The sequence below is a fragment of the Tepidibacter hydrothermalis genome (genome assembly GCF_029542625.1).
Classification (GTDB): Bacteria; Bacillota; Clostridia; order Peptostreptococcales; family Peptostreptococcaceae; genus Tepidibacter_A; species Tepidibacter_A hydrothermalis.
In genome coordinates, this window is sequence record NZ_CP120733.1 from 467,776 (window position 1) to 481,217 (window position 13,442).

At 30.9% G+C, this 13,442-nt stretch carries 12 protein-coding genes and 1 pseudogene; all 13 read left to right on the plus strand.

Annotation, left to right across the window (positions count from 1 at the left end; all coding sequences use genetic code 11):
* Positions 1-15: 15 nt before the first annotated feature.
* The 13 genes and pseudogenes from P4S50_RS01950 (at position 16) to P4S50_RS02015 (ending at position 13,380) form a co-directional block, all read left to right on the plus strand.
* Positions 16-888: a secretion protein F gene (locus tag P4S50_RS01950; protein ID WP_277732829.1), complete on the plus strand. Its 873-nt coding sequence runs from the start codon at positions 16-18 to the stop codon at positions 886-888.
* A 12-nt stretch (positions 889-900) separates the two neighbouring features.
* A complete protein-coding gene (locus P4S50_RS01955; RefSeq protein WP_277732830.1) occupies positions 901-1,293 on the plus strand; it encodes a DUF4320 family protein in 393 nt (130 codons plus the stop codon).
* Entirely contained in the window at positions 1,290-1,811 is a 522-nt protein-coding gene (locus P4S50_RS01960; protein WP_277732831.1) for a hypothetical protein, read from the plus strand. Before P4S50_RS01955 ends, P4S50_RS01960 begins: the two co-directional genes overlap by 4 nt.
* 158 nt (positions 1,812-1,969) lie before the next feature.
* A complete protein-coding gene (locus P4S50_RS01965) occupies positions 1,970-2,551 on the plus strand; it encodes a hypothetical protein (protein WP_277732832.1) in 582 nt (193 codons plus the stop codon).
* Positions 2,552-2,728: 177 nt separating this feature from the next.
* Positions 2,729-3,178: pseudogene (locus P4S50_RS20225) on the plus strand (Csac_0668 family 2Fe-2S cluster-binding (seleno)protein); the annotation flags it as partial.
* Positions 3,179-3,351: 173 nt separating this feature from the next.
* Positions 3,352-5,367, plus strand: a complete 2,016-nt coding sequence (locus tag P4S50_RS01980; protein ID WP_277732833.1) for a DUF8195 domain-containing protein — start codon at positions 3,352-3,354, stop codon at positions 5,365-5,367.
* 11 nt (positions 5,368-5,378) lie between these two features.
* Complete coding sequence (locus tag P4S50_RS01985; protein WP_277732834.1) at positions 5,379-6,614, plus strand: C40 family peptidase; 1,236 nt, start codon at positions 5,379-5,381, stop codon at positions 6,612-6,614.
* Positions 6,615-6,636: 22 nt separating this feature from the next.
* Positions 6,637-7,314, plus strand: coding sequence for a hypothetical protein (locus P4S50_RS01990; RefSeq protein WP_277732835.1), 678 nt, complete (start codon positions 6,637-6,639; stop codon positions 7,312-7,314).
* A gap of 200 nt (positions 7,315-7,514) precedes the next feature.
* A complete protein-coding gene (locus tag P4S50_RS01995) occupies positions 7,515-8,903 on the plus strand; it encodes an AAA family ATPase (protein WP_277732836.1) in 1,389 nt (462 codons plus the stop codon).
* A complete protein-coding gene (locus tag P4S50_RS02000) occupies positions 8,893-9,567 on the plus strand; it encodes a hypothetical protein (protein ID WP_277732837.1) in 675 nt (224 codons plus the stop codon). The genes P4S50_RS01995 and P4S50_RS02000 overlap by 11 nt, the downstream gene beginning before the upstream one ends.
* A gap of 89 nt (positions 9,568-9,656) precedes the next feature.
* Positions 9,657-11,483 carry a VirB4 family type IV secretion system protein gene (locus P4S50_RS02005; protein WP_331489683.1) on the plus strand — a complete coding sequence of 609 codons (1,827 nt, stop codon included), beginning with the start codon at positions 9,657-9,659 and terminating at the stop codon, positions 11,481-11,483.
* A gap of 75 nt (positions 11,484-11,558) precedes the next feature.
* The gene (locus P4S50_RS02010; RefSeq protein ID WP_277732838.1) at positions 11,559-11,723 is read left to right on the plus strand and encodes a hypothetical protein; all 165 of its coding nucleotides are present in this window, start codon (positions 11,559-11,561) and stop codon (positions 11,721-11,723) included.
* Positions 11,704-13,380: a helix-turn-helix domain-containing protein gene (locus P4S50_RS02015; RefSeq protein WP_277732839.1), complete on the plus strand. Its 1,677-nt coding sequence runs from the start codon at positions 11,704-11,706 to the stop codon at positions 13,378-13,380. Before P4S50_RS02010 ends, P4S50_RS02015 begins: the two co-directional genes overlap by 20 nt.
* The last annotated feature ends 62 nt before the right edge of the window (positions 13,381-13,442 follow it).

Below are 13,442 nucleotides of genomic sequence, written 5' to 3' on the forward strand. Positions count from 1 at the left end.
AAGGGAGGGGATACAATGATACCAATTCTAATTATTTTTGCTAGCATTTTTACTTTAGGAGCATATTTAATCTTTGCAGATTTATTAAAACTACCAACGAGAAAGGTAACAAAAGCTGTACTTGCAATAAATCGAAGAGAAAAGAAAAAGTCAAAGAATTTTGAGATGTTCATTAATGAATTATCGATGAAATTATCAAAATTCAGTAAACTGACAGATTATAACAGAAGAAAAATTTCAGCAACATTAAAATCAGCAAATATAAAATTATCACCTGAAACATTTATAGCAAGAGCATGGGTAAAAGCAGGGCTAACTTTATTGTTTATAGTTCCTGCTTTTCTTATTTTTCCAATTATATTTCCACTCATCTTATTTCTTGCAGTAGCTGTTTATTTTAAAGAAATAAGATGTGCAGATGAAGCAGTAAGGAAAAGACGTGAGGATATAGAATTTGAGCTACCAAGATTTGTTTCTACACTAACACAGGAATTAAAAGCAAGTCGAAATGTATTATCTATCCTTGAAACATATAAACAAAATGCAGGAAAAAGCTTTAAAAATGAGTTAGAGATAACCGTTGCGGATATGAAATCAGGGAGTTATGAATCTGCTCTTACGAGATTAGAAGCAAGGCTTGGAAGCTCTCAGCTTTCAGATGTTGTAAGAGGTTTGATTGGTGTTATTCGTGGGGATGATGGTGTAGTCTATTTTCAAATGTTATCCCATGATTTAAAGCAGTTGGAGCTACAAAGATTAAAGACTATTGCTATGAAAAGACCGAGTAAAATCCGTAAATATTCCTTTGCAATGCTATTTTGTTTCTTGTTGATGTATTTATCAGTCATGTTTGTTGAGATTGTTAAAACTCTTGGGAAGATGTTCTAGGAGGTGAGAAAATTGAAGAAAATCTTAGTATCAAATCGTGGAGAAGGATATATAGATACAGCAGTGATAGTGATTGTTGCAATGCTTGTTATAGCAATGGCTGTTAAAGTATATCCTGTATTTATTGCTAAAAATGAATTAAATACATTTGCAGTAGAGCTAGCAAGAGTAGCGGAGATAGAAGGAAGAATCGGAAGTGTAACAAAAGCTAAAGAAAATGAACTAAAAGCTAGTATGGGAATTTCCCCAAATATACAATGGTCAAGAACGGGAAAAATTCAGCTAAATGAGGAATTTAGCGTAGTTGTTAGCCATACAGTAGACATAGGATTTTTTGAGTTTGGATCATTTCCTATAACACTTAAATCAAAAGCAACAGGTAGATCGGAGGTATATTATAAATGATAAGCAAGTTGAAAAACAAAGATGGCAGCGCAGTAATAATTGCTTGTATAGTTGTAATATGCCTATTACTTTTATTTACCGTTATAAGTGAGTATTTAAGACTTCAAATTATTGCAAAAGGTGTTCGTGATGCTGTTCAGACATCAGTGATATCCGTTGCAATAGAAAATTATGATGATGTATATAACGGACTTAGAGAAGGTTACTCTGGAGGATATGAGCTTGATAGCAATGATCGTTGGAAAAGTAAAGTTGATGAAGGAGCTGTTTTATCCAATCTTAGCGATGTTTTAGGACTAAAAAATGGGGGGAAATATACAGGTTCACAACTTGAATATACCATATCTAATCTTGATATCAATATACTAAATACACCATTTGCTCCAAGTGGAAATTCTAAAAAGTTTGAATCAGAAGTATGGTTAAACCTTGAAGTACCTTTATCCTTTGGATGGAATAAACTGTCACCACTTAAGATTCGTATGAAAGTAAATGCAGGATATACACCTAAATTTTAAATTTGAAATGAGTGATTACTGGACATTCAAATTTTAGATTGATAGTATGTAAATATACAATATGTATTAATTATACATATCAAAACTTGGAGTTAAAATGTCATGAAAAGAGATTGAATGTTTGAGATAAAAACAGCGATTAAAGGAGGACAACAGATATGAAAAAAATGAATACGAAAACAAAAAGAGCAAGGATGATAGCAACCCTTTTAGTGGTAGGGATTATTCTTATTGGAGCAATTTATGTAAAAATAAGTCCTAAAGATACCAATAAAGATATATTAATAGAAGAAAAAACTACCCACAATACAGTAGTGGATGCTATTGAAGTACCTAAAGAAGAAGTTGTAAAAGTAGAAGTTTCTAAAATCAAAGAAGAAGTAGTTATAAGAGATACAGATCATAAAGTAGAAAAAGAAGTCATTAAAGAACCTTTATCAAAGGAACCTGAAAAACCCCAAAATACCCCACCTGAAAAGAAACCTCAAACAAAAGATGATGTTGAAGATATGATAAAAGAACCTGAGTATGAAAAGGAAGAGGTAATCTATATTCCTGAAGATAAGGAAGAACCTAAGATGAAAATTGAATCTAAAACTAATGATACTGAAAAAAGCAATTTAGTTCCTGATTCTCAAAATCCATTTTTACAAGAAGATATTCCTAGTAATGGTGATGGGGGAAAAATAAAAGGATCGGATCTTGGTGATGGAGAATGGGGTACTGGAGACAAATTTTAATCTAATAAAAATTAAAATTTGACTACGTTTAAGAAATATGTTGTAATTTGAGTCAATGCTAAATATAATTAAATAAGGTCATAATTGTAGAAAAATATGAATTAAACATATACTTTGGAGGTACGAAAAATGGAAAATAAAAAAGCTAAAACATCTTGTTGAGCTAGTAATGAAAATTCTACTGGTACAGTAGAAAAAGGTTATGTCTGTCCCGTTTGTTACGGAGAAACACAAGAAGTAAAAAGTAAAACTGTAAAGCATTTTGTACTTGATAGCTTTGTAGATGAAGTACAAGATTGCAAGTATCATATATGTTTAAATGAAGACTGTGATGTAATATATTTTAATTCTGACCGAAATTTAGTCTTTAAAAAGGATTCTATAAAAATTCCTATATGGTTTAAAAAGGATGCTAACCCTAAATACATTTGCTACTGTAATCAAGTTACAGAACAACAAATTATTGATGCTGTTCTTAATGAAAATGCAAAAGATATGAAGGATATTATAAAAATCACAGGAGCAATGAAAAATGGGAAGTGTGAAACTAAGAATCCTTTAGGTAAATGTTGTGGTTCTGTTATACAGGAAACTATTAAAAAAGCATTAAATATGAAAAAGCTTTAAGTAAAAATAATAATAGTTTCATAATATTCTTAAAATGCGAATTAAGGGAATCTTCAAGGAGGTTCCCTTAAAAATACTATATCAACATTATTCTTAAAAATATTTAAAATTTAAGATAGAAGACAGTTTCTTAATAGGAGCTGTCTTTTTTGTATGCAAAGGAGCGTGAAATATTGAAAATATTTAAGAAGATAGTATGGATGTTTGTTGTACTTGCTCTTACAGTTAATTCAATTATAGTATTTGCAGATGATAATGCGGATAGTGGTTCAGGAAATACAAATAGTGCTGCAAAAGGTAAAGGCTTTTATCGTGGAAATGAATATATGTACAAGGTTTCAGTATATGTAGGTTTATCTGATAAAGGTGACAAAAAAAGTAATTTATCAAGAGGTTGGAAAATGATTGGAACTAGTCCAGTATATATAAAGCCTTCAAGTTTTACATTGCATCGTAATGCAATGGGGAGTTCTAGGAATAAAGTGGATTATATAAATGGTCTATCGTTATCTCCTATAAAGATTTCTCAATATATAACTGATAATCCACCACCAATTCCAATAACGAATGGTGGAAATATTAATTCTGTAAAATCATATTTTGGCGATACTAGAACATTACTAGGATTAATAGATGGTTTTGCACGACAAAAAGGAACAACCAAAGAAGGCTTGGTATCTAATATTAATTTTACTATAAAAGGGGAAACAAAGAGATTTTCACCAGATGTGATATTACCTATAAAAACAAATGGAGTATATCAAAATCAAGTTCCTTGGCTTATAATCTATGAACCTGTTATTATCTCATATCTTAAAGGCAAAAAAACAGTATTAGCATTTACAGCAACGGAATATGCATTAGCTCAAAAACTAGGATATTTTAATTTCAAATTTGGTAGTACAGGTCAATATATTTCAGGAATGACACACTCTGATTTGCCGAATTCTATTATTTTGGAAGAAAGCTGGTTTGGATATCCAGTAACTTCTGCATTACCAGATGATGTTTATTGGAGTGAAGATAGAATCATATCAGGTGGTGGTTGGGGAATGAGAATGTTAAAACCAAATGCTACTAATGCAGTGGAAAATGATACGACCTACGATTATGAATATAGAGTTGATACGGATGTAATAACTTCTGTAAGGATTTATGCAAGTAAGGATATTACTCCTGATAATAGACATGAAAGTGAGGCAGCTTATAAAAATCCTAAAAAGAATACAGCTACAGTAATCATGACTGCTAACGGTTATTCCAAAAGTACAGAAGTTATCATACCTAGTGGCGGATCTGAATTAGTTTGGATAAAATGGCATACTCCAGCTACTCCACAAGATGTAGTAATTGATGTTAAAGTTACAGGAAATTCAGCAGCCAAAATAGATGGGAAAAGTAGAAGGGCCACTATTACAGGAAAAGTTGTTGATTTAGGAGTAAATCCTCCACCAAATCCTACAGCCAATGATACCAATAAAGGATTTTCTATTCCAAGCGTTCCAATAAAAGCTGACAAATCTAGTGCTAATTGGGGAATATACAGCTGTAGTTGGATACCAAATTGGGTATGGCATCCAAAATGGGAATGGGAAAGTCATTGGGTGAAAAAAATCTATAGATATCATCATAGTGGAGGCTGCAAATCTGATGGAAGTTGTCCTGGACATCGTAGGACGAAATGGGTTGATAAAGGGAAGTGGGTTGATAATGGGCGATGGGTAGATGAAGGAAATTGGAAATATGATTTTACAAACTATAAAGCAACACTTTCAGCTAATATGAACCTTTACCCTGATAGTAAATCCCCAACTGCAAGGAATAAGACAATGAAATCTGGGTATGGTGTTAATGTTGATGTTTTAACAAATATTCATTCTAATGCACCAAGTAGCCATATTACCTATACACAAAATGTTATCTCATATTTTCCAGAGTTTAATTATCAAAGCTATTGGCGTTTACTTGATATGACAAGCTATGGAAACTTTCAATTTAAGAAAAATAAATATTCAACTTATAATAATAGAGTACATTTTACTCCTGTTTGGTATCCTGATGGCAGATATAAAGTTTATGCAGAAGTAATAGATATGTGGACACCAGAAGGAATGCTAAGAGTTAATCTTGATGACGATATAAACATTGATGGAAATTTATTTGAAGATTGGCACATTGGTCCGAAATAGGAGGTGTTCCCATGGCAATAAATCCAGCAACTTTAAAAGCAATTACAAAAGTTGCTACAACAGCAGTTAGTGATGAAAGAGCAAGACGGGTTATTTTAATAGCCTGTCTTCTTCCTTTTATAATGATTTTACTTGTACTTAGCTCACCATTTGCAATCTTCTTTTCTATGACAAGTGATGGAACAAATGTAGATGCTATTTCAATATCCGATACAATGGATTCCCTAAAAAAGCAGTTTGAAGAAAAAATAAGGGAAGAAAAAGAAGATGATACAGTAGATGAAGTGCGTACAGTGATTATGGGAAGTGAAGATAATAATATTATAGATAATTCAGCAGATATCTTAATAGCTTATTCAGTAAAATACAATGTTACCAATAAAAATGCAGAGCAGATGGCAGTATTAACAGAAGAGCAAATTAATAAATTAGAGAATGTATTTTGGGATATGAATACAATTACTTCAAAAATAGAAACCATTACAGAGAAAAAAACTTATATTACAACAAATGAGAAGGGTAAAAGGATTACTAAAACAAAAACCATAAACAAAAATATAAAAACAATCTATATTGACTGCTTATCAGCTGAAGAAATTGCATTAGCATATCATTTTAACCAAAAACAACAAAGAGTGATAGAAGAAATGAAGAAAAGTGGAATTGTTGCATTTGTTGGCAATAACACAGGTATGCTTACTTTAAATAAGGAGCAAATAACAGAAATTAAAGAGTTTCTACCTGGGAATTTATCCATAGAAAGAGAAAAAATTGTAAAAACAGCTTGTAGTATTGTTGGGAAAGTCAATTACTTTTGGGGAGGAAAAAGTTCTTCTATTGGATGGGATAATAGATGGGGAAAACAAATGACAGTTACTTCAAAGGGAAGTCCTACTACAGGAACTAAAAGACCATTTGGTCTTGATTGTTCAGGTTATGTGACATGGGTGTTTATCAATATGGGTATACCTGTTGGAACTATAAATGAAACAATTGGACAAGGAACAACGCAGCAATGGAATTTATCGAACAGTATGCCTGAAAGTTTAGCATTGCCTGGGGACTTAGCTTTCCTTGCGGTTCCAGGTACAAGAAAGGTCAATCATATAGGCATTGTTGTAGGTAAAGATAAAAAAGGACGTATTCTAGTGGCTCACTGTGCTTCAGGAGCTAATAACGTGGTTGTAACAACAGCAGAAAGTGTTGGTTTTATGTATTATAGAAGACCAGCTGTATTAATGGAATAACTAGAAATGAGGAGGTATGTAGATGAATCAGATTATACCAATCATAGGCATTGCTATTTGTATTATTGCAGGAGTAATCGCATTTTTCTTTATAAAAAGAAGTAAACAGCAAAATCAAACAGAATTAAGTGATGCTCAGATAACAGCTAATGAATTTATAAATGTAAAAGATATAAAAGACCGTTTCCTTTATACAAGGGACGGTCAAATTATTATGTATATAAAGATTAATTCTATAAGCATTGATTTATTTTCAGATACAGAAAAGGAGCAGATATGCAGAGCATTAACAGCAGAATTATCAAGTATACGAAAACCTTTTAAGTTTCTTGCAGTATCAAGACCAGTAGATATATCACCATTGATTAATGAATACACTCAACTATTATCTGAAACAAATAATCAAAAGCAAAAAGAATTGCTAAGGAATGAAATGATGGTTATGAGTAATTATGCCATATCTGGAGATGTAGTGGAAAGGCAGTTTTATATTATGATTTGGGATAAGTACCATGAGAATGTTGAAAAGGATATCTTGAAAGAATGTAGGGAGTTTGTAAATAAATTTGAAAGCGGCAATATAAGATGCGAAATCTTAAAAGAGCAGGAAATTGTAAGGCTTTGTAATCTTGTAAATAATCCTGCTTATGTACAGGTTGAGGATACGGAAACTATTACTTCAATGACAAATATTAAGTAGTTTTATTAGTGTTCTAAAATTTTTGATTAATATACGTATAGAGTCATAACAATAAATTAGGAATAATAATTATAATAATGGACAGAATGAAAATATCGAGATTTATTTTTTGATATTAGAACATTATGTTCCGATTATCCAAAATACATTTACATATTTGAGCTGATATGTTATGATACATATAGTTGGAGGTGTCTATTATGAACAAAACAATTGTTCGTGTACAACAAATAGAATTAACAAATTTTAAGAATGTTGAAAAAGGAAGTATTATGTTTCCAAGCTATATAAAACAAGAGTTCTCCAATAGAAAATCAGAAATAGTTGGGCTTTACGGTCAAAATGGTTCTGGAAAAACAGCTCTTGTGGATGCTATGTGGATTCTTAAACTTGCCCTTTCAGGGAAAAAGTTTCCTAAAAATACATTTGATTATATATTACAGACTTCACAAACTTCGGAATTAAAATTTATACTTAATATTGAGGGCAAAGATGGTAAGTATCTGGTTTTTTATGAAATTGAGTTAAGTAAGGCTGAAGAAGAAAAAGTTAAAATTACGAAAGAAAATCTATCATACAAAAAATTTATTGATGGGGATTGGAAAAGTAAAGCAGGTATAATTGATTTTAATTTAATGTATACAGATGTTATTTTCAAACCCATTAAGAATTTTAAGCTCTTAACAGCAAATAATACTGATAATTATATTAAACTTGGAGTTGCGAAAGAGCTATCGGAAGAAAATGTAACGTCCTTTATATTCAGTACTAAAACAGAAGAAATAATAAAAAGAAACGAGAATTTCCAAGAGTACACAGATATAATTATGGCTCTAAAATATTTTGCGAATTTAAACTTGTTCATTATTAAAAACAATCAAGCTGGTATGATTAACATGAACTTGATCATTCCGTTAAGCTTTAGACTTAGTGATGATAAAAGTGTTACTCAGGGTGATTTGGGTATTGGACTTTTGAAGCCATCTGTTGTTCCTAAACAAGTATTTGAAGTAGTAACAAAATTGATTAAGCAAATGAATATTGTATTAGGAACTATAATACCTGGATTAAATATTGATATAAAAAATCATGGTAAACAATTAAAAGAAGATGGAGCAGAAGGAGTTAGGATAGAATTAGTCTCAGTAAGGGATAATGTGACATTTCCTTTGAAATATGAGTCAGATGGAATTAAGAAGATTATTTCAATATTAAATACTCTTATTACTATGTTCAATAATCCATCTGTTTGCATGGTGGTTGATGAGCTAGATGCAGGTATTTTCGAATATCTTCTTGGGGAAATATTACAAATTATAAGCGAAAGTGGAAAAGGGCAACTAATATTTACATCTCATAATTTAAGGCCATTGGAGATGTTAGATCCTAGTTCGCTAGTTTTTACAACGACTAATCCACAAAATAGATATCTTAGATTTGCTAATGTGAAAACTAATAATAATTTAAGAAATCTTTACTACAGAAGCATAAGTCTAGGTGGTCAAAAAGAAAATATTTATGAAGAGACAAATAGTTTTGAAATCAGTCATGCTTTCAGAATAGCTGGGAGGGTGATTGATGAAAACTAAAAAAGTTATATTGTTTATTGTAGAAGGTATTACAGATAAGACTTCTCTTGGTGGTATAATTGATAAAATTGTTAAGGATGAGAATGTTAGGTTTCATATAACTGAGGGTGATATCACATCAGATAGATTTACTACAGCTAAAAATGCCATTACTAAGGTTAATGATCATGTAAAAAGATTTTTAAAGAGTAATTTTTTTAAGAAAAGTGATTTGCTTCAAATTGTTCATATAATTGATACAGATGGAGCTTATGTAGGTGAAGAGTTTATTGAGATAGAGGATATTGAGGAATTTAGATATTCAACTGAATCGATTAAAGCTAATAGTGTTGAAGCAGTTCTACGTCGTAATGAAAAAAAGAGTCAAGTTGAAAATAGATTAGCTACTTGTCCTAAAATAGCAGGTATACCTTATTCAATGTATTATTTTTCATGCAATTTAGAGCATGTACTTCATGATGAAATTAACATGGATGATAGTATGAAAATGCAAGTTGCTGAGGAGTTTGCAGATTCTTTTTATGGAAAAGAAGAGGAGTTTATCGAATTCATTAAGAATAATGAATTTGTTGTTGCAGGAGATTTTAGAGAAACTTGGGATTTTATAAAAAGAGACAATAATTCATTAAAAAGGTATTGTAATTTTCATTTATTCTTTGAATGATTAATTTATGTTAAATTTAAAATATTATGTAGTATGAAGCCGCAGATGACCTCTGTGGTTATTTTTTTACCATAAAGGAGGATAAAACCTTGAAAAAACAACAAGACCAATCAAAAATAAATAATTCTCTACTCAATATCATTACTCCAATGGGGCTTGAAATAAAAAGAAATAGCCTTATCATCGGTGAAAACACAGGCAGAATCTATGGCATAGTCAAATACCCTCAAAAAGTAGACTATGGATGGCTATCAAAGATAACAAATATCCCTGGAACTGTTGTTAGTATAACCTTTGTACCGATTGACAATGGAGAATTCATATCAGGGCTATCCAAAAGTGTCATACAGCATAGAAGTGCAGCAGAAACAGCAAAAGACCCATTATCCCAGCAAAGGGCAGAAAGAGCAGCTATTGACGGCGAAAAGATAATGCTGCAAATCGATCAGCATGGAGAAACAGTTGGAACAATCATTATTACAATTATGCCAATGGCAAAAGATGAAAGAACATTTCAAAAAATATGCAGAAAAACAGAAAGTGTTATTGCCGCTAGTAAATGTAAAACAAGAGTTATGGCAAATCTACAAGAACAATCATTTAAAAGTGTATCTCCTTACCATACCATTGATGAATCTATAGAAGAAGTACTAAAAAGAATTATTCCAATGAGCAGTTATGTAGGTGGATTTCCTTTTTCATCAAGTGGATATAATGATGGAACAGGCTATTATTTTGGAAGAGATAATGGAGGAGGATTGGTAATTCTTGACCCATGGAAAAGAGGTAATGATAGAACCAATACCAATTTCACTATAATGGGAGTAGCAGGGGTAGGAAAGAGTACTGTTGTAAAACATATTGCCTTAGCAGAGTATATGAAAGGAACTAAAATCATATTTATAGATCCTGAACGTGAAATGCGTGAGCTTTGTGAATCATTAAATGGTGATTGGATTAATGCAGGTGGAGGAAGTAGTGGTAGAATCAATCCACTTCAAATACGACCAACTCCAGTTGATGATGACGATAAATATTATCAAGATGATGGAAATGGAATGGGTGATATGGCAATATATATTAAGAACTTAGATATATTTTTCAGTCTCTATATTCCATCTTTAACGGATAAGCAAAAGGCAATATTGAAAGGAATAGTTATTGAGCTTTATAATAATTTTGGCATCAATTGGGATACTGATATTAATACATTATCGAGTGATGATTTTCCAACATTTACAGAACTTTATCAATTGATACAACAGAAAGCGAAAGAAAAAGAAAAGACCATAAAAAATAATGAAGTAAATGAATATACTGATTTAGCGTTACTATTACAAGATATTGCTCTTGGTAGTGACGCTTTTTTATGGAATGGAAAAAGCACTATAAAAACAAATACAAGATGTATCTGTCTAGATACTCATGATTTACAAAATACAAGTGACAATATTAAAAGAACCCAATATTTTAATCTGCTTACATGGTGTTGGCAGCAAATGAGTGAAAATAGAAATGAACCTGTATTATTAATATGTGATGAAGCTTATTTGATGATTGATCCTAATGTACCACAATCCTTAGTTTTTCTTAGAAATGTAGAAAAAAGAGCAAGGAAATATGAAGCAGGAGTTGCTATTATTTCACATTCTGTTGTTGATTTTTTAGACCCGAAAATCAAGATGTATGGGCAGGCTCTTTTAGATATTCCATGCTTTAAAATTCTTATGGGATGTGATGGTAAAAATTTAATTGAGACGAAGGAACTATACGATCTTACAGATGCAGAGGAAGAGCTATTAGCAAGAAAAAAACGTGGAAATGCTCTTGTGATGATTGGTTCAAAGAGACTTCATGTGAATTTTGAAATACCTGAATATAAGTTTAAATTCATGGGAAAAGCAGGAGGAAGATAATAAATTACAAAACTATATATTAATTCAAAGGCACTCATACTTGGGTGTCTTTTGAAATTTATGGGAGGAATAATTTTGAAGAAGAAATTACTAATAGAATTAATAATATATGTAGTGCTTGTAGTAGTAGGTATCATACTGCTATTTACTTATGAGCCTAAAGAAAAAGAGATTATCATACCACAAGATTTTAGATTGGGCATGGAAAGAGGTGTAAGTAATGCTGCTTTATATTTCTAGCAATGAAAATATAGGAATATTTGATTTCTTATCTAACGAAAATGGTATGGTAATCAAAAAGCTATCAGGTACTTTTAGTCTAAAGCAATTTGTAATCTATGATATGAGAAGTTTCAATCATTATTCATATGTTGCAATTGATTTAAAGGCACTTAAAGATAATAAAGATGAAATTATAGAAGCTATTGTTGCTTTTAAAAGTATGTTTTCTTCAAGGGTGATTTTTTATATTGAGGACATTAAGAAGAATGAAAGCCTTATAGAAAGGTTAGTAGAGCAAGGTGTTTACAATATTTTATCAGCAGATGAAGTGGAAGATCTAAAAGGAGAAATACAAAAATCAATAAGCAATTCAGGGATGAGTAAAAGGGATATTCAACTAAAATTGAATAAATTAAATGGTAAGCAATGTTATATGCCTGAATATTCCTTTGAGAAAAAAGATATTAAAATAGCCATAACAGGTGCAGCACAAAAGGTAGGAGCAACTACAATTGCAATGAATCTGTGTAATTATCTTGCAAGCATTGGAGCAAGTGTATGTTATGTAGAAGCTAATAATCATGACCATATTAAAAAATTACCTAGTAGTTATGCAGGAATGGTCGTTAAAGAGGATTGTATTATTTACAATGGTGTAAAGTATCTATCCTTAAATGCAAGCAATGATGAAGAATATCACTTTGTTATTTATGACATGGGGGTAATTGAAAGAAAGACGATTAATGCCATTAATAATAAATGTGATGTATCAATTCTATGTGCTACTGCTAAACCATATGAAATAGAGGAATATGATAAAGCTGTGCAATTGCTAGATGATGATAAAGTTAATACCATATTTTCATTTATACAAGAGAATGAAAAAGTCAGATTAAAAGAACAATATAGGAATGTATTTTTTGCAGAGTATGCACCAGATTTGTTTGATGGGGATGCGAATAAAAATATTTTTAGTAAGATTTTTAAAAATTATATTACTGAAAAATCATATGAAAAGGAAAGGGGACTGTTTTTAATGGGTAAAGGAAAATTACTAAATTGTTTATATAATATGCAGCTTTCAATGAGAGCAACCCTTGTAATTAACTATTTGATTAATCGTTCCAATAAAGAATTGACTTGCTTTCCTGCAATCAAAACCATAGCAAAAGATTGCAATATATCCACTAGAACAGTCCAAAGAGCCTTAAAAGATTTATTAGATGCTGGTGTAATAAAAAAAGAAAATAGATACAGAGAAAATGGTGGTCAAAGTTCAAATTTATATACATTGGTATTTGATGGAGAAAATAAAGAAAAAGAAAGTTTAGAAATTAAGAAAGAAGAGACTGAGAAAATAGATGAAGTAGAAGTTAATGAAGAATTAATAATGGATACAGTAGATTTTAATAAATATAAAAGCGTTGGGTTAGAAGATAGTGTTAACTCAGAAGGAAAAGTTGATGAAAGAAAGAATCATGAATATGAAGAGAATGAAAATTTGCAAGAGGATATAAAGAATGTCTCAGAAGAACTTAGTATCAAAAGGCATAATGAAAAAACTAAGGTATTAAAAATAACAAGGAATAGGGGAAGAGGAAACGATAAAAAAATAAGAAAATCACTAGATAAATGTACTTGGCAGGGGGAGTATGACAATTTGGTGCCTCCATAGAACTATACACTCTAAGTCTATAGGGATATTGAAAAACAAATATATTTACTTAAAATTATAGT